At 75.6% G+C, this 17,462-nt stretch carries 15 protein-coding genes; 9 read left to right on the forward strand and 6 right to left on the reverse strand.

All coding sequences use genetic code 11. The annotated features are described in order from the left end of the window. Positions 1-172: 172 nt before the first annotated feature. Positions 173-1,066 carry a carbohydrate kinase family protein gene (locus AC067J_RS28465; RefSeq protein WP_478303900.1) on the reverse strand — a complete coding sequence of 298 codons (894 nt, stop codon included), beginning with the start codon at positions 1,064-1,066 and terminating at the stop codon, positions 173-175. Positions 1,067-1,606: 540 nt separating this feature from the next. Between AC067J_RS28465 and AC067J_RS28470 the strand changes: the two genes are divergently transcribed. The 4 genes from AC067J_RS28470 to AC067J_RS28485 all read left to right on the forward strand — a co-directional run bounded on the left by AC067J_RS28470 (position 1,607) and on the right by AC067J_RS28485 (position 5,882). Beyond that, complete coding sequence (locus AC067J_RS28470; RefSeq protein WP_478303902.1) at positions 1,607-3,169, forward strand: M1 family metallopeptidase; 1,563 nt, start codon at positions 1,607-1,609, stop codon at positions 3,167-3,169. A gap of 684 nt (positions 3,170-3,853) precedes the next feature. Beyond that, positions 3,854-4,375, forward strand: a complete 522-nt coding sequence (locus tag AC067J_RS28475) for a SigE family RNA polymerase sigma factor (RefSeq protein WP_478303903.1) — start codon at positions 3,854-3,856, stop codon at positions 4,373-4,375. Continuing rightward, a complete protein-coding gene (locus AC067J_RS28480) occupies positions 4,362-5,225 on the forward strand; it encodes a hypothetical protein (protein WP_478303905.1) in 864 nt (287 codons plus the stop codon). The genes AC067J_RS28475 and AC067J_RS28480 overlap by 14 nt, the downstream gene beginning before the upstream one ends. 408 nt (positions 5,226-5,633) lie before the next feature. Then, complete coding sequence (locus tag AC067J_RS28485; RefSeq protein ID WP_478303907.1) at positions 5,634-5,882, forward strand: hypothetical protein; 249 nt, start codon at positions 5,634-5,636, stop codon at positions 5,880-5,882. A 199-nt stretch (positions 5,883-6,081) separates the two neighbouring features. Here the strand turns inward: AC067J_RS28485 and AC067J_RS28490 are convergent, their stop codons facing one another. From AC067J_RS28490 to AC067J_RS28505, 4 genes are all read right to left on the reverse strand, one after another. Beyond that, the gene (locus tag AC067J_RS28490; RefSeq protein WP_478303909.1) at positions 6,082-7,749 is read right to left on the reverse strand and encodes a sigma-70 family RNA polymerase sigma factor; all 1,668 of its coding nucleotides are present in this window, start codon (positions 7,747-7,749) and stop codon (positions 6,082-6,084) included. A gap of 226 nt (positions 7,750-7,975) precedes the next feature. After that, positions 7,976-9,007, reverse strand: coding sequence for a CAP domain-containing protein (locus tag AC067J_RS28495; protein WP_478303910.1), 1,032 nt, complete (start codon positions 9,005-9,007; stop codon positions 7,976-7,978). A gap of 342 nt (positions 9,008-9,349) precedes the next feature. Further along, a complete protein-coding gene (locus tag AC067J_RS28500; protein ID WP_478303912.1) occupies positions 9,350-10,273 on the reverse strand; it encodes an RNA polymerase sigma-70 factor in 924 nt (307 codons plus the stop codon). A 155-nt stretch (positions 10,274-10,428) separates the two neighbouring features. Next, positions 10,429-10,902, reverse strand: coding sequence for a carboxymuconolactone decarboxylase family protein (locus tag AC067J_RS28505; RefSeq protein WP_478303914.1), 474 nt, complete (start codon positions 10,900-10,902; stop codon positions 10,429-10,431). A gap of 238 nt (positions 10,903-11,140) precedes the next feature. On the opposite strand from AC067J_RS28505, the gene AC067J_RS28510 reads away from it, so the two are divergent. Both AC067J_RS28510 and AC067J_RS28515 read left to right on the forward strand, forming a co-directional pair. Beyond that, complete coding sequence (locus AC067J_RS28510; RefSeq protein WP_478303916.1) at positions 11,141-11,986, forward strand: metalloregulator ArsR/SmtB family transcription factor; 846 nt, start codon at positions 11,141-11,143, stop codon at positions 11,984-11,986. Beyond that, positions 11,983-12,585: a dihydrofolate reductase family protein gene (locus AC067J_RS28515; RefSeq protein WP_478303918.1), complete on the forward strand. Its 603-nt coding sequence runs from the start codon at positions 11,983-11,985 to the stop codon at positions 12,583-12,585. The genes AC067J_RS28510 and AC067J_RS28515 overlap by 4 nt, the downstream gene beginning before the upstream one ends. 284 nt (positions 12,586-12,869) lie before the next feature. Here AC067J_RS28515 and AC067J_RS28520 read toward each other — a convergent pair whose 3' ends face one another. Continuing rightward, positions 12,870-13,358 carry an N-acetyltransferase family protein gene (locus AC067J_RS28520; RefSeq protein WP_478303920.1) on the reverse strand — a complete coding sequence of 163 codons (489 nt, stop codon included), beginning with the start codon at positions 13,356-13,358 and terminating at the stop codon, positions 12,870-12,872. Positions 13,359-13,693: 335 nt separating this feature from the next. On the opposite strand from AC067J_RS28520, the gene AC067J_RS28525 reads away from it, so the two are divergent. The 3 genes from AC067J_RS28525 to AC067J_RS28535 all read left to right on the forward strand — a co-directional run bounded on the left by AC067J_RS28525 (position 13,694) and on the right by AC067J_RS28535 (position 17,117). Beyond that, positions 13,694-15,238 carry an ATP-dependent DNA ligase gene (locus tag AC067J_RS28525; protein ID WP_478303922.1) on the forward strand — a complete coding sequence of 515 codons (1,545 nt, stop codon included), beginning with the start codon at positions 13,694-13,696 and terminating at the stop codon, positions 15,236-15,238. Between the two features lie 265 nt (positions 15,239-15,503). Then, the gene (locus AC067J_RS28530; RefSeq protein ID WP_478303924.1) at positions 15,504-15,785 is read left to right on the forward strand and encodes a ferredoxin; all 282 of its coding nucleotides are present in this window, start codon (positions 15,504-15,506) and stop codon (positions 15,783-15,785) included. Positions 15,786-15,902: 117 nt separating this feature from the next. After that, entirely contained in the window at positions 15,903-17,117 is a 1,215-nt protein-coding gene (locus AC067J_RS28535; RefSeq protein ID WP_478303926.1) for a cytochrome P450, read from the forward strand. Positions 17,118-17,462: the final 345 nt, after the last annotated feature.

A 17,462-nucleotide genomic window follows, 5' to 3' on the forward strand; every position in this document is an offset into this window, starting at 1 on the left:
GCAGGGCAGGGCGGGGCGGGGCGTCCGGGGCCAGGCGGTCCGGGGCGGGGTGCCTGGCCGCCGCGGGACCGGGGCGCTTGCGGACGATCGGCGGCGCCCGCCGGGCGGTCACGCTCCGGGCGCGGCGGGTGAGGGCCGCCGGCCGGGTCGTCGGCGGGCCCGGAGGGTGCCTTCAGGACGCCGGAGCGGCCAGGGCCTCCGCCAGTTCGGCGGCGTCGGGCGGGTTGGCGCCGGGGCGGGCGACGGTCAGGGCCGCGGCGGCGGCCGCCCGGGTCAGGGCCTCGTCGAGGCCGGCGCCGCCGTGGCGGGCGTGGAGCAGGGCGGCCATGAAGGAGTCGCCGGCGCCGACGGTGTCGGCCACCTCGACCGGGCGGGCCGGCACCTCGGCGCGGCGGCCGTCGGCGGTGAGCGCGAAGGCACCGTCGGGCCCGAGGGTGACCGCGACGGTGGCCGGGCCGAGGCCGAGCCAGTGGCGGGCCACCTCCTCGGGCTCCCGGCCCGGGTAGAGCCAGCCGAGGTCCTCGTCGCTGGCCTTGACGAGGTCGCTGAGCGCCACGCACCGCTCGACCCGCCGGACGGCGTCGGCGTGACCGCCCAGCAGCGCCGGGCGGACGTTGGGGTCGTAGCTGACGCCCGCCCGGCCGCGCCACCGCTCGACCAGGTCGAGCACGGCGGCCGCGCCGGGCTCGGTGACCGCGGCGATCGAGCCGATGTGCAGGTGTCCCGGCGGGTGCGGGAGTTCACCGGCCGGGAGGGTCCAGCCGATGTCGAAGGTGTAGCGGGCCCGTCCTTCCCCGTCGAGCCGGACCACGGCGGAGGGGGTGCGCAGGCCCCCGGCCGGGCCGGTGAGGACGGCGACGCCGGCCGATTCGAGGTGGGCCCGGATCAGCCGCCCGTACGGGTCGTCGCCGAGCTGGGTCAGCAAAGTGGTCGGCGTCCCGAGCCGGGCCAGTCCGTACGCGACGTTGGCCGGACTGCCGCCGGGGTGGACGGTGTCGGGCGCGCCGTCGGTGCGGACGACGTCGGCGACGCACTCGCCGATCACCACGAACTGCGGGCTGGTCACGGGCTGCTCCTGCCGGTCCGGTGCACCGGCGGGGCTGCGGGCGGCCGGCGCGGCTGCCCAGCCTACGAGGTGGCCGGCGCGCGCGGCCGGCGCGTACGGCGGGAGCACCGCCGGGGGCGCGCGACCGGTGGCAGGAACGGTGGCGGAACAGCAGCCGGAACGGCGCGAAGAACGGCGGGAGGAAACAGCGGTGGGAACGGCGGCGGGGCGGTGCACGGGTGCGGCCGCGCCGCGCGGGTGCGACCGTAGGCACCGTAGGCATGAGTACGGCCGCCGGACCTGGCCAGGTTCTCCGACGGCCGTGGCCCCGCCCGTCAGGGGGTGGGGCTCTTCGAACCTATGACACTGCGCAGCCGCTCGGCTACCACGGTGGTCCGTCCGGGGGACGACCGCGTGTCGCGCGGCTCCGGCGGGGTCGGCGGGAACGGCTGGAACCCGGCGGGGTTGTCGGACCCCTCTGCTACGTTCCGTGTCCTTAAGGTCGCTCCACGGAACCGGGTGTCGCCCGGTCCGTGCGGCGGGCCGCACGACACGAGAGAGGTGATCGCCTTGTCCAGGTACCGCCCCGTCCTCGCCGCCGCGCTCGCGCTGGGCGCGGCACTGCTCGGTCTCGCCCCGCCGGTCGCGGCCGCCCCGGCGCCGGGCGCCGGCCCGGGGGTGGGCACCGACGTGGGCACCGACGTGGGCACGGGGAACGGCACCGGGGATCCGGTGTTCCCCGGGCTGGGCACCACCGACTACGACGCGCTCGCCTACGACCTCGCCTTCACGTACCGGGCCGACACCCGCACCGTGGACGGCACCACCGTGCTGACCGCCCGCGCGCTCACCGCGCTGCCCAGCCTGGAGCTGGACGCCCTCGGGCTGGACGTGCGCTCCGTCCGGGTCGACGGCCGGCCGGCGCGGTTCCGGAAGCACGACGAGAAGCTGACCGTGGTGCCGGCCCGGGCGGTACGGCGCGGCGCCGCGCTGCGGGTGGAGGTCGCGTACACGGCCGACCCGCGGGCCGCGCTGCCGCACACCGGCTGGGTGGTGACACCCGACGGCTTCGCGGTGGCCGGCCAGCCGGACGGTGCGCACACCGTGTTCCCGTGCAACGACCGCCCGGGCGACAAGGCCCGCTTCGCCATCACCGTCACCGCGCCGGGCGAGCTGTACGGCGTGGCCAACGGGACGCTCACCACCACCAGGCCGAACTCCGACGGCTCCACCACCCGCCGGTACGTGTCGCGCGAGCCGATGGCGACCGAGCTGGTCCAGGTGTCGGTGGGCCGGTACACGGTGCGCGAGAGCCGGGGCCCCGGTGGGATCCCGCTGAGGGACGTCGTCCCCACCGCGCGGGCCGCCGCGCTGGAGCCCGCCCTCGCACTGACCCCCGGGCAGCTGGCCTGGGTCGAGGGGCACCTCGGCCGGTTCCCCTTCGAGACGTACGGGCTGATGCCCGCCGACACCGACGACCCGGCGGCGTTCGACTTCACCGGGCTGGAGACGCAGACGCTCACGCTCTACAAGCCGAACTTCCTCCGCCAGCCCGCGCACCTGATCGGCTCGCACATGGTGCACGAGCTGGTGCACTCCTGGTTCGGCAACAGCGTCACCCCGGGCACCTGGGCCGACCTCTGGGTGAACGAGGGCCACGCCGACTTCTACGGCCTGATGTACCGCTACGAGCGGGGCTGGCCGGATTCCTCCGGCTTCACCACCCTGGAGGACCGGATGCGGGCCGTGTACGCCAAGGGCGACCAGTGGCGCCGCGACTCCGGGCCGGTCGCCGCGCCGACCGCCGCCAACCTCTTCGACAGCCAGCGCTACACCGGCGGCGCGTTGGTGCTGTTCGCCCTGCGGGAGCGGGTCGGCACCGCCGTGTTCGACCGGATCGAGCGGGCCTTCCTCCAGCGGTACCGCAACGACAGCGCCACGACCGCCGACTTCCTGCGGACCGCCGACGAGGTCTCGGGGCAGCAGCTGAGCGGGTTCCTCACGGAGTGGCTGTACGGCGACAAGACGCCGCCGATGCCGGGCCACCCGGACTGGACGGTGGACCAGGTGGACCGCGCGGCCCGGCGTGCCGCCGACGTGCCGCACGGGTCCGGGACGCTCTGACCGCCGGGGCCTTCCGGGACCGCCGGCCCCGGAAGGCCCCGGCCCGGCCCCCCGGCCCGGAACGCCCCGGCCCGGGAAGGGAGGCCGGGGAGTCGTCACACGGCCCGGAAGTGGCGCGGCACGGGACCGGTCCGACTCGGTCCGCCGACCGGGTCGGCCGACCCGACGCGCCGGGTCGGTGCGCCCGGGCGCCGTCCGCGCGCCCCTGGACGGCCCCGGCGGACGGGCGGATCGTGGTGCGCACGGCCCGCCCGCCGCCCGGCCAAGTCCCGGCCGGCTCGCGGGCCGTCCACCGTTCCGGGCAGGTCCGCCGGTCCGGGCCCGGTGCTCCTCCCGGGCCGTTCCGCGCCGTACCCGGCCCCGCCGCGCCGTACCCGGCCGGGCCGTCGGACGGGAGGCAGCCCGGGGGCAGTCCGGGGGCAGTCCGGAAGGCGGCCCGGGAGCGCCGGCCCCGTCACCGGGCGGCTCGGTGGGCCCGCCCGTCCCGAGGGAGCCGCCGGTCCGGCCGAAGATCGGAAAAGTCGCCCCGGGCAGGCAACCGAATCCGCGCCCCAGCGCGTTCAGCAGCCGTGAGGACGAAAACGGGGACACGGCGGCCACGGCCGACCGGCAGGGCCTCCGCCGCCGGAAAGGCGGCGAGGACGACGGACACGACGGCGGGAACGCAATGGCGGGGGCGGCAGGATGAGGGACGCGACACCGGACTTCGAGGAGTTCGTCGCCGCCCGCAGCCCACGGCTGCTCCGGATGGCGTGGCTGCTCACGGGCGATCCCTACCTGGCCGAGGACCTGTTGCAGACCGCCCTGGCCAAGGTCTGGCCGCGTTGGGACCAGATCTCCATCGACCGGCCCGAGGCGTACGTCCGACGGGTGCTGGTGAACTCGCACGTCTCCTGGTGGCGCCGCCGCTGGCACGGGGAGCTGCCGCACGACCGGCTGCCCGAGCCGCCGGTCGACGCGGACCCGTTCGAGGACGTGGTGGTCGGCCAGGTGGTGGCCGCCGCTGTGCGGGCGCTGCCGCCGCGCCAGCGGGCCGTCGTCGTCCTGCGCTTCTTCGAGGACCTCAGCGTGGAGGAGACCGCCGAGGCGCTGGGCTGCACCGCGGGCACCGTCAAGAGCCAGACGCACCGCGCCCTGCAGGCGTTGCGGGGCAAACTGCCGACCCGCGAACTGCTGCTGCACGGAGGACACCGTGACGGGGCGTGAGTCCGGCCCGGACGACGGCCGGCCGTCGGACCCCGAGGTCGAGGACGAACTGCGGATCCTGCTCCACCTGGCCGCCCCCCACCTCGCGGCGCCCGAAGACCGGATGGACCGGATCCGCGAGCGGGCGGCCCGGACCCGGCGGCGGCGCCGGACCGCCGCCCTGGCGGCCGGTCTGGCCACCGGCCTGACCGCCGCGGTGCTGGCCGCCGCCCCGGCCCTCGCGCCGGGCCCCACGGGGACGGCACTGGCTCCCGGATCCGTCGGCCCGGCCGCGCCCGGCGGGGCGCCGTCGAGCGCGGTCCCCGGTCCCGCGCCGGACCGCAGCACCGGAACCGTCACCGGAGGACCGGTCCGGTTCCCCGAGCTGGACGGGGTGATCATCGACATCCCGCCCGACTGGTACCGGCTGTCGGTGCCCGGCACGGGCCGGAAGGACGACACCGGCGCCAGCTACGGCTACACCTCCAACCAGCCGCTCGTCCCCGAATCGGGCTGCCCCACCAGGAACGGAACCAGGGAGCGGCTCTGCCTCGCCTCCGGGGCCCTGGAGGACGGCGGGGCCCTGCTCAGCCTCACGCTCGTGCGCGACCCGGCCGTGGCCGGCAAGCAGGCGGGCCGGTCCGCCACGGCCACCGAGATCCTGCCGGAGAAGTCCTGCCTCATGCTGGGCGGTACGCGTGCGTTCCGCGGGTACCGGACAGTGGTGGCGGACACCAGCCCGACGGTCGTCGAACTGACTGCCTGCCTGCGCAGGTCGTCCGAGCAGACCGTGCTCGCGGTGGACCGGATCCTCGACTCGGTCCGGCTGTCCGGCGGGGCCGCGGACGCCCCGACGACGGCCCCCGGGTGACGGCGGGCCGGGGCTCCCCGGCCCGCCCGTTGCGGTGGCGCGCCCGGCGGGCGCTCCACCGGCTGGTCACCGGCGGGCCGACGCCGCCGGGCCACCGCGGGCCTGCACCGAACGCGTCCGGCGGCACCGGCGCAGGCGCGTGCGAGGGAGCGGCCGACAGCGGTGCGGCGGCACGACCGACGGCGGTGCCGCCGAGGTGAACGACGACACGGCCGGCAGGGTGAACGGCAGCGTGACCCATGGCGCGGCGGGCCGGGCCAGCAACCGGACCACCGACGACCGAGCCACCGACCGGGCCACCGTCGGGGCGGCGCGCTCCGGGGGTCGTGCCGCCGACGCGTGGCGCGACCGGGACACGGCGGCGGGGAGCGGCCGTAACCCGAGTGGCGCAGCGTCGTTGGACGGGGCATGAAGAAGCGCAGCATGCTCGCCGTCGCCTCGCTCGCCGTGGGTGTCGTGGCCTCCCTGACCGCTCCCAGCGCCCACGCCTCCGCCGTCGGCGGCCAGGGCGACCTGGCCGGGCCGCTCCAGGGCGGGGTCCCGGCCTCGGTGCCGGACGCCCTCCCGGGCCAGGTCGGGGACGCCGGCGGCGTGGTCGGCGACGCGACCGGGTACGTGACGGGTCAGGCGCCCGGGCTGGTCGGACTGCCCTCCTGACGGCCCGTCGCCACACCCGCCCGTCGTGCTGGGGGCCCTTCGTGCTGGGGCCCGTTGCGCTGAGGCCCGTTGTGGTGGGGGCCGTCGTGACGGCAGCCCGTCGTGATGGTGGTCGTCGGCCCTGGTGAGGGCGAGTCCTCGGTGCCGCTCCGCCGTGGGTACCGCTCCGCCGTCAGTGCTGCTCCGCCGTGGGTGACCGTCAGCCGAGCGGGGCGCCGAGGTCCTGGGTCCAGTACAGGCCGGCCGGTCCGGTGGCCACACCGATGCCGACGTCCTTGAAGGCGCAGTCCAGCATGTTCGACTGGTGGATGCCCTTGTCCATCCAGCGGGAGAAGACCACGGCGGGGGCGCTCGGCCCCCGGTCGAGGTTCTCGCCCCACTGCGACCAGCGGTAGCCGGCCGTGCTCAGCCGGGAGTCCGCGCGGGTGCCGTCCGGGCTGATGTGGTCGAAGAATCCGCGCGCCACCATGTCCTCCGAGTGCTTCTGGGCGGCCGCGTGCAGCTTGGGGTCGATCCGCAGCGGGCCGCAGCCGGTCCTGGCGCGCTCGGCGTTGACCAGGTCCACCAGCTGGCGCTCCAGGCTGGGTGGCGGGCTGGCCGGGCGGCTACTGCTGCTCGGGGTCGGGGTGGCCGCCGGGGTGCTCGGAGCCGGCGGCTCGACGGGCGCGGACGCGACGGTGGCCATGACGGTCGGGACTGCGGTCGGGGTCTCGGGCTCCGGTGCCGGCGGCGCCGGTATCGCGGCCGCCGCCGGGGTGTCGGGCGCGGCAGCCGGAGTGGTCGGTTCGGGTGTGGTCTCCCCGGGCTGCGGGTGGTTCGGCCAGACCATCGCGAGCGTGGCCGCCGCCAGCACGGCGGCCGTACCACCCGCCAGGACGGTCTTCCGGCGCGCGAACTCGGCCCAGCCGCCCGTCCCCCCTGCCGGGTCGGTCGGGGGCGCGCCCGCCCCGCCGGGCGAGGTCGCGCCGGAGCCCGTGGCGGTGCCGGAGGCGGCCGAACCCGGCTCGGTGGCGGGACCGGCGGCCGCCCCGCCGGCGGGTGCGGCGGACGGGTTGGCCGCGGCGGCCGCGGCCTGGAGGGCCAGCCCGGTCGGCGTGTCCATCGGCACCGGCACCAGCGCCAGGCCGGCCAGCAGCCCCTCGGCCGGGAAGAGGTCGCGGCCCAGCCCGTCGCAGGAGGCGCAGGCCCTGATGTGCCGGGCGATCCGCTTGCGCCAGACGGAGTCCGGTGCGCCGTCCCACCCTGCCGTGAGTTCGGCCAGCTCGGGGCAGCGCGGGTAGGCGGTCAGTGCGCGGACCACCACCCGGCCCGCCTCCAGCTGCTTCTTCATCCGCTGCACCCGGACGGCGGCGTGCTGGGGCGTCAGGTCGAGCGCTGCGGCGAGTTCGGCGCGGGTGAGGTCGCCGCACGCCTCCAGCCACCAGAGGGCGAGCAGTTCCTGGTCGTCCTGGTCCAGCCAGCGGGTGGCCTCGGCGACCTCCCGGCGCTGGCCGGAGAGGCCGAGCCGGAGGATGGTCAGGTCGGTGAAGTCCGCGCGGGGATCGGCCACCTCCCAGGTCTCGTCGAGGCCGCCGACGGCCGCCTGCTGCTGACCCGTCGACCGCCGGCGGACCTGGTTCATGGTGATCGCGACCAGCCAGGACCGGAACGCCTCGGGGTCGCGCAGCCCGTCCAGTCCGTCGAGGGCCCGGATCATCGTCTCCTGCGCGACGTCGTCCACGTCGGCGTGGCCGTTCAGTGCCCGCCCTGCGACGTTGTAGACCAGCGGGAGCCACGCGGCGACCAGCGCCTCCCGCGCCTGCGGGTCGCCCGCCTGGGCCGCGAGTACCAGGGTCGTCCCGGTCCTGCTCTGCACGTCAACGTTCATGGGTCCGCACTCCGTCTTGCTGTCGTCCGTCCGCCGCTGCCTCCTCGGAGACCTCTGGGGAGTGCTCAGATAACAACAATTCGCGCGGATTGGGAAAATCCGAGGTCAGCAGGGGTGCTCTCCGGGGTGGGAACGGGCCGGACAGGGCAGGGCAGGGAGCGGAAACGGGAACGGGCACACGAGGCAGGACCAGGACCGGGCAGACCGCGGGCAGACCGGTCGCCGGTCACGACGGCGAGGCGAAGACCTGCGTCCACCAGGGGCCGCCGGAGCCCGTCCGGACGCCCACGCCGATCTGCTTGAAGGAGCAGTTGAGGATGTTGGCCCGGTGGCCGGGGCTGTTCATCCAGGACTCCATCACCGCCGCGGGGTCCTTCTGGCCGCGCGCGATGTTCTCGCCCCAGCTGCTCCAGCGGTAGCCGGCCGCCTCGATGCGCTGGTCCGCGTGGTTGCCCTCGGGACTGGCGTGGTCGAAGAAGTTGCGGTTCGCCATGTCCTCGCTGTGCACCTGGGCGGCGGCGGTCAGCCGCGAGTCCACGGTGAGCGGGCCGCAGCCGGCCTGGGCTCGCTGGGCGTTGACCAGGTCCGCCACCTGCTGGGCGAACTGGGTGTTCGACCCGCCCGGGCCCGCGGTGCCGGTCGGCTTGGCGGTGGCCGAGGACGGCTTGGCGCCGGTGGGCGCGGCGGTGGTCGTGGCGGCCGGCGACTCCGGCTTGGTGGTGGGGGCGGCGGTCGGGCTCGCGGTGGGGTTGCGCGGCGTGCCGGAGGCCGAGGACGGGGCGGCCGAGGCGGTCTGTCCCGGCGTTCCGGCGGAGGCGGAGGCGGAAGGTGCCGTCGGCGTCGCGGACGCGGTACCGGTGGCCGGGGCCGCGGTCGCCGCACGGGCCGGGTCGCCGGCGGGCGGGGTACCCCCGGCCGGGGTGGCGGCCGGGTCGACGACGCCCGCCCCGGGCACCTGGATGCCGTTCTGGTCGCCGGCCTCCGCCGCGATCAGCGGCTCGTAGGCCACGGCCTGCCGGCCGTCGTCGACGCCCTCGTCGCCCCGGTACACCGCGTACCCGGCGCCGGCCAGGGCGGCTATCACCCCGGTGCCCGCGACGGCGGCGACGACCGCCACCATCGGTCCGAGGCCGCCGCGCCGCCGGCCGCGGCGGCCGTGCCCGCGACGCCGCTCGGCGGCACGCCGCGAGGCGCGCCCACCGGCGCCGTCATGGCGTCCGGTCGCGGGGAGGATGGTCGTCCGGTCTTCGCTGTTCACCTGCGCACGCTTCCTGCTGTCCGGGTCCGTCGGGAGGGTACCGACACCTTGGAGACCTCACGGCGGAAGCGGGATAACAGAAAGTACGAACGAATTTCCGAGAATCCTCCGGGGAGACGCGCGAGGGGCGCGGAAGGGGCGCAGAACAGGCGCAGAACAAGCACAGAACGGGCGCTGGAGGAGCAGCGGCGGCGGGGAACACGACCCGCACTGCCCCCGCCCCGCCGTGCACGCCGTGCGGCGCGGGGCTGGAGCCGGACCCGCGCCGGATCAGGCCGGATCAGGCCGGATCAGGCCGGATCAGGCCGGATCAGGCCGGAACGGGCCGCGCCGCGGCAGTGGTCAGGGCGTCCGCCGGCGCGCCTGCTTCGCCTCGCGGGCGACCGCCCAGGCGTCGGCGACGGTCCCGAGGTGCCCGAGCTTGTCGGGATTGACCACGCTTCGGACGGTGCGGATCCGCCCGTCGAGGACTTCCAGGACCAGGACGTAGAGGATCCCGCCGTCCCGGTCGCGGAAGACCGCGCCGGGCTGGCCGTTGACCTCGTGCAGCTCGAACGTCACGTCGATCCGGGTCAGCGAGGGGATGCCCGCGCCCAGCAGCCGGGCCACCTTCTCCGCGCCCACGACGACCCTGGCCAGCTGCGGGGCCTTGCCGCCGCTGTCCCCGACCAGCTGCACGTCCGCGGCCAGCAGGTGCTGCAGCCCGCCCACGTCGCCGTCCTTGAGCGCGTCGAAGAACCGGCTCGCCAGCTCCCGCCGCTCCCGCCCGTCCACGTCGAACCGCGGCCGGCCGGCCTCCATGTGCCGCCGCGCCCGCACCAGCAACTGCCGGCAGGCCGCCTCCGAACGACCCACCGCCGCGGCGACGTCGTCGAACCCGAAGGCGAACACCTCCCGCAGCAGGAACACCGCCCGCTCCAGCGGGCTGAGCCGTTCCAGCAACAGCAGCGCCGCCATCGACACCGAGTCGGCGAGCTCGACCGACCGCGCCGGGTCCTGGTAGGGATCGCTCAGCAGGGGCTCGGGGAACCACGGCCCGACGTACGCCTCCCGCCGCACCCGGGCGGAACGCAGTACGTCGATCGAGATCCGCGTCACCGTGGTCGACAGGAAGGCCTTGGTCGACGTCGGCCGGGTCGTCGAGCCGTCGAAGCGCAGCCAGGTCTCCTGGACCGCGTCCTCGGCCTCGCTCACACTGCCCAGAATCCGGTAGGCGATCGAGAACAGCAGCGGCCGCAGCTCCTCGAACTCCTCGACCTTGCCCATGCCGACTCCCCTTCCCCGAACCCCTTCCACCTGGCCGTACTCATCGGCGCAGGCGGTCCCCCCGTGATCATCCGGACCACCGGCACGCAAGCGTAGGGCCCGGCCGCGGTGGCCACGGGCGGCGGCCCCGCGGCCGCCGCCCGTGCGCACGACGGTCAGTGGAACCGGCCGGCCACGTAGTCGCCGGCCGGCTGCCGGGTGATGACGTTCAGCCGGTTCGCCATGTTCATGAACGAGACCAGGAGCACCAGGGCGGTGAGCTGCTCCTGGTCGAAGTGCTCGGCGGCGGCCGCCCACGCCGGGTCGGTGACACCGCCGGCCCCGTCCGCGGTCCGGGTCGCCTGCTCCGCCAGCTCCAGCGCGGCCCGCTCGGCCGCGGTGAAGACCGTGGCCTCCCGCCACACCGCCACCAGGTTCAGCCGCACCGAGGTCTCGCCGGCAGCGGCGGCCTCCTTCGTGTGCATGTCGACGCAGACCGCGCAGCCGTTGATCTGGCTCACCCGGAGCGACACCAGCTCCTGCGTCACGGTCGGCAGCGACGACTCCTTGAGCGCCCTGCCGGCCGCCATGACGTGCTTGAGGGCCTTGCCGGCGGTCGGGTCGGCGAAGAAGTCCAGTCGAGCATCCATGATGTGCCCCTCCATCGGTCATCCGAGGTTTCACCCCCTGAGACGGATCGGCACGCCCTCCTGTGACACGGGCCGATGTGACCTGCGTCTCCTCCCCCGGCCGCTCGAACACGACGCCGGCTCGGCCCGATTCAGCCCGATTCGGCCTGATTCAGCGCAGCTCGGCCCAGCCCGGCGCGACTCCGCCTTCAGAAATATTCCTTGACGCGAATATTCGTGTAGGCGAATACTGACTCCCATGGACGCACTCCTCACCGCACTGGCCGACCCGGCCCGATGGCGGCTCGTGACCCTGCTGGCCGAGCGGCCCCGCCCGGTCGGCGTCCTCGCGGAGCTCGCCGGGGCACGCCAGCCGCAGACGACCAAGCACCTCCAGACCCTGAAGCGCGCCGGCGTCGTCACCTCCCAGCGCACCGGCCAGCGCCGCATCTACGCGCTGCGGCCCGGTCCCCTGAGGGAGCTGGCAGCCGCGCTCGGCGGCCTCGCCGACGCCGCGGACCGGACGGACGGCCCGCACGCGACCTTCGAGCGCTACGGCCTCAGCCTCCGGGCGGAGCGGCTGGCCGCCGAGGAGCCGGGGTGGGCCGACGGGCGGTCCTTCAGGTTCCTCCGGTCCCTGCCGGGACCACCCGGGCCCGTCTGGCGCCACCTGACCGAGACTCCCCTGCTCGCCCGCTGGTGGACGCCCGACGACCTCCGCGTCTCCGAGCTCGTCTTCGAGGCGCGGCCGGGCGGGCGGATCGTCCACGAGTACCGCGACGTCGAGGACACCGACGGTTCCGACCGGGTCGCCGGGCGCGCGGAGGGGGTCGTCGTCGACGTGCACCCCGGCGAGCGCCTCGCCTACCGGCTCTCGCCGCTCCTCCCCGACGGCGGACTCGCCTTCACCGCCCACGTCGAACTCGGTCTGCGGGCCACCGCGACCGGCACCGACCTCGACGCCCACTGGCTGATCACCGACAGCACCGTCGACTCTGCGGACTTCATCGCAGGAATCGAGATCGGCTTCGGCCAGAGCCTCGACAAACTCGCAGCGGGCCTCGCCGCGGGGTCCCACCACACGGGAACAGGGAGCACGAAGTGACGGAGCAGACTGCCGGCCGCCGGGTCGTCACCAACATGAGCCTCTCCCTCGACGGACGCTACGCCTCACCGGACGACCCGCTGGACATGGGCTGGGTGATGCCCTACGCCCACACGGACGTCGCCCGCAACCACCTCACCGGCCTCTGGGAACCCGCCACGACGGCCCTGCTCGGACGGGTCAACGCCGAGGGGTTCCTGGGGTTCTGGCCCGCCGTCATCGGCATGGAGGGGGCCGACCCGCGCGACACGGCCTTCGCGAAGTGGCTCGTCGGCACCGAGAAGGTGGTCCTCTCCAGCACCCTCCGCGAGGCGCCGTGGGAGCGTACGACGATCGCCGACGGACCGACCGCCGAGGTGGTCTCGGACCTCAAGGCCGCCGACGGGGGTGACATCCTCGTCCTCTCCAGCGCGAGCGTCATCAAGGCCCTGCTGGCGGCCGACCTGGTCGACCGCCTCGCGCTCACGGTCTTCCCGGTCGTCCTCGGCGGCGGGCCCCGCCTCTTCGACGACGGCCTGCCCGCGGGGAAGTGGGCGCTCGTCAGCCAGGCCGCGGGCGAGCACGGCACGGTGGCACTCGTCTACGACCGGCTCCGCTGAGCCCGTCGGCCGGAGCACATCCGGTCGGCGTGCGCAGGATGAGAGTCGGTGTGCCGGGCCGCCGCCGCCAACCCGCGCCTGACGCCGGAAGCCCTGGAAGCCCTCCTCACCGACCCCCGCACCGCAGAGGGCGCTGCGGCCGACCCGTCCCTCCCCGTACCCCGCATGCACGCACTCCTCGACCGCTGCCTGAACGGCACCGCCATCCCGCCGACGGCGGCCCGACGCCGAGAGGCGACACCCACGTAGCGATCACACGTCTGCCGACGTTCTCCGTTCGTCACCTACGCAGTGGCTCCGGCGCCGCCCGGGGGCATGTCGTAGGTGACGAACATGGTGCGCGTGGCGACCTGGTCGTACTTGCTGCGGGCGCGGTGGTTGTCGTCGGCCGTGATCCAGCGGACGGTGTTCCAGCCGCGTTCGGCGGCGATCTCGCGCAGCCGGGCGAGCAGGGCGTCGACAGCGCCGGTGCCGCGGGCGGACGGGGCGACGAAGAGGTCGTCGAGGAAGCCCGCGACGGCGCCGTGCAGGGGGCGGACGAAGGGGCGGTAGTGGGCCAGGCCGACCGGGGTGCCGTCGGTGTCGCGGACCAGCAGGCCGTCCAGCTCGTGGGCCGGGTCGGAGAGCCACGACCACACCAGCTCGGCCTTCTCGTCCGACGCCGGCACCCGGTAGAACTCGCAGTACCCACGGAACAGCTCGCGCCAGGCGGCGAAGTCGCCGCTCCCCGGGGCGTCGACGGTCCAGCGGGCGGCGGTGGTCACGGACGTCATGGCGGGCTCCCCCGGAGTGCACTCGATTCTGCGGTCGCGGGACAGCATGACGGTCCGTCGGGTCACGGCCGATCGACAGTCCGGCCAAGAACGACCCCGGTACCGCTCCATCGAGGCAGACGCGCGGTACCCGCCGCGCCGACCGGCGTCGCCCTGCCCCTGCGGCCGTCGTCCCGTCCTGACCGGCGGCCTCCCGCCTCGGCGGCAGGCGGGGGCGCGGCAAGCGGGAGCACGGCGGGCGGCGGGGCGTGTCCGCCGTGCGCGATCGGCCCGCGTCGCCGATGCTGGACGCCCGCGCGCAAACCCCCGCCTCCCGTTCTCCCGAGGAGCCCGCGATGCTGCTCCGGCACCTGGCCCTGACCTCCCGCGCCGTGGCGGCCGAGCCCGGGCGCCGGGCCAAGACCGAACTGCTCGCGGCGTGCCTGCGCGACCTCGGCCCGGAGGAGGCACCGGCAGCGGTCGCACTGCTCTCCGGCGAGTCCCAGCGGCTGCGGACCGGCGTCGGACCGGCCGCCCTGCGCGACCTGCCGCCGCCCGCCGCCGAACCGGTGCTCGGGGTACGGCAGACGGAGCGGGCCCTGGAGGAGATCTCCACCGTGCACGGCACGGGCGCGCAGGCCGAACGCCACCGGTTGCTGGCCGGACTGTTCGAGCGGGCCACCGAGGTCGAGCAGGCCTTCCTGCGCGCGGTCCTGGTAGGCGACCTGCGCCAGGGCGCGCTGGACGCGGTGGTCGCGGACGCGGTGGCGCGGGCCGCCGGCGTGCCGGCGGCGGCGGTACGCCGGGCACTGATGTTCCGCGGCTCGGCGCGGGCGGTCGCGGCGGCGGCGCTGGCCGGCGGCGTACCGGCACTGGCCGGGTTCCGGCTGGAGGTGGGCCGCCCGGTCCGGCCGATGCTGGCGGCCTCGGCGCCGGACGTCGGGGCGGCGCTGGAGCGGGTCGACGGCACGGCCGCGCTGGAGTGGAAGCTGGACGGCGTCCGGCTCCAGGTGCACCGGGACGGCGGGGAGGTCGCGGCCTTCACCCGTTCGCTGGACGACATCACCGCCCGGGTCCCCGAGGTGGTGGAGGCCGCACTGGCCCTTCCGGTCCGGTCGGCGGTGCTGGACGGCGAGGCGATCGCGCTCGGCGCGGACGGGCGGCCCCGCCCCTTCCAGGAGACCGCCGCCCGGACCGCCGCCCGCCGGGACCCGGACCGGCTGCGCGCCGAGGTCCCGCTCAGCGCGCACTTCTTCGACCTGCTGCACCGGGACGGCGAGGACCTGGTGGACCGGCCGGGCCGGGAACGCTGGGCCGCGCTGGCCGAGGCCGTCCCCGCGGGACTGCGGGTGGCGCACACCGAGACCGGGGACCGTGCGGAGGCGCTCGCCTTCTTCCGGAACACCCTCGCGCGCGGGCACGAGGGGGTGCTGGTGAAGGACCCGGCGGCCGGCTACCAGGCGGGCCGGCGCGGCGCCGGTTGGATCAAGGTCAAGCCCCGGCACACCCTGGACCTGGTGGTGCTCGCCGCCGAGTGGGGCAGCGGGCGGCGGCACGGTCTCCTCAGCAACCTGCACCTGGGCGCCCGGGCGGGCGGCGAAACAGGGCTGGGGCCGTGGGTGATGCTCGGCAAGACCTTCAAGGGACTCACCGACGAGACACTCGCCTGGCAGACCGAGGCGCTGCTGGCCCGCGAGGTCGAGCGGGACGCCTGGACGGTGCGGGTGCGGCCGGAGCTGGTGGTCGAGATCGCCTTCGACGGCGTGCAGCGCAGCCCCCGCTACCCCGCCGGGCTGGCGCTCCGCTTCGCGCGGGTGGTGCGCTACCGGCCCGACAAGGCGGCGGCCGAGGCGGACACCGTGGCCTCCGTCCGGGAGATCGCGGCCGCCGAGGGGCTGTGAGGACCGGCCGGGCAGACGGCGGGCCCGGCGCCCGCCGGCCCGGACAGACCGCCCTCCGGCGGGCAGCCGGTCCGCAGCTGATCTGACGGTCACTCAAACTTCTTTTTCCTCACACCCGTTCACGACCAGAGGCAAATCGGCCATTCTGCGCAAGGCGGCCACGCACTCTTCGTATGCGACGGGAGCTGGGGCTAGGTTGACACCGACAGCAAGGGGCGGCACGGCCCGGGCCGTCCGGTGCCACACCAGTGAGAGGTGTCCGACCATGCACGTGAGTGTCGATCCGGACCGCTGCTGCAGCTCCGGCCAGTGCGTCATGACCGTGCCGGAGTTCTTCGAACAGGACGACTCGGACGGCCTCGTGAGGATCCGTCGGGTCGTCCTGGAGCCGACGCGGTTCGCCGATGTCCGGCTCGCCGCCAAGCTCTGCCCCGGCGGAGCGATCACCGTCACCGAGGGTGCCGAGCCCACCGGGGAGGCCGAGGAGGCTCGGCAGGCGGAGGGCACCGGGCACGGCGGGGGCCACGGGCACGGCCCCGCCGCGTAACCGCGAGGCCTCTCCACCGCCGTCGCCCGCGCCCCTACACCCCCCTTCACCTCACCACCCCTCACCTCCCTTCGTCACCACGCGCCCCACTTCGTCATACGAGGAGGAGACCTCACCTTGACGAGCACACCCACCACCCAGGCCCCACTGCTCCCGGCCCGGCACGACACCCGCTGCCCGTTCAGCCCGCCGCCCGTCTACACCGAGGCGGCGACCACGGGCCCGGTCAGCCGCGCCGAGCTGCCGGACGGCACCTCCTGCTGGCTGGTCACCGGCTACCAGGAGGTCCGTACGGTCCTCTCCGACCGGCGGTTCAGCGCCGACGCCCGGCGGCCCGAGTTCCCGTTCCTCAGCAGCGGGCAGCGCGAGATCGTGACCGCCAACCCCTCCTTCCTCCGCCTCGACGACCCCGAGCACGCCCGCCTCCGCCGGATGGTCACCGGTGACTTCCTGGTCAAGCGGGTCGAAGCACTGCGCCCCGGCATCCAGCAGATCGTGGACGAGGCGCTCGACCGGATGACCGCCGGAGGTGCGCCCGCCGACCTCGTCGCCCACTTCGCGCTGCCGGTGCCCTCCCTGGTGATCTGCCTGCTGCTCGGCGTCCCGTACGCGGACCGGGAGGCGTTCCAGGAGCGAAGCCGGCTGCTGCTCACCATCGACGCCGGGAAGGAGCAGGTCGCCCGGGCCCAGGACGAGCTGCTCGACTACCTCGGCGAGCTCGCCGTCCGGAAGCGGGAACGGCCCGGCGACGACATCCTCAGCCGGCTCGCGGTCCGCGACGACCTGACCCCGCGGCAGATCGCCACCACCGGCGTGCTGCTCCTGGTCGCCGGCCACGAGACCACCGCCAACATGATCGGGCTCTCCACCGCCCTGCTGCTGCGCCACCCGGAGCAGGCCGCCCGGCTGGCCGACCCGGCGGCCCTCCCCGGGGCGGTGGAGGAGCTGCTGCGGCTGCTCACCATCGTGCACACCGGTGTGCCCCGGCTGGCCGTGGAGGACGTCGAGCTGGGTGACACGCTGGTCCGCGCCGGGGAGGGCGTGATCGCGATGCTGTCGACCGCCAACCGGGACGAGGAACTGTTCGGCAGCGGGGACCGGCTGCCCACCGACGAGCTGGACCTCGACCGGGACGCGCGCCGGCACGTCGCCTTCGGCTTCGGGGTGCACCAGTGCCTGGGCCAGCCACTGGCCCGGGCGGAGCTCCAGATCGCGCTGGCCACGCTGTTCCGGCGACTGCCGGGGCTGCGGCTCGCGGTGCCGGAGAGCGAGCTGGACTTCCGGGCCGAGACGGTGATCTACGGACTGAAGTCGCTGCCTGTCTCCTGGTGAGCGCGCCGGGTCGCGGCGGGTCGCGGCGGGTCACGGGGGGTCACGGGGGCTCCGGGCCGGGCGCGCCCTGACCGCGAAGGCGGACCGGCCGGAGAAGACCGGAGCGGCGCGGCGGGCCGGGCACGACGGGCCGGGCACGACGGGGCGGGCAGGCGCAGGACCGACGAGGGCAGGAGTAACCGCCGGACGAACGGGCAGACGGGTGGGCGGGCAGACGGACCCGGAGGACGGGTCCGGGCCCGCCCGCCCGACGTCCGGCCGGTCCGGTTGGCCGTGGCGCGGGCACGGAGGCAGGCTGGAGGGGCGAGACAGAGCACCGGTCCGGCGGCCGCCCGGCACCACGGC

The organism is Kitasatospora sp. NPDC042419, from assembly GCF_056437345.1.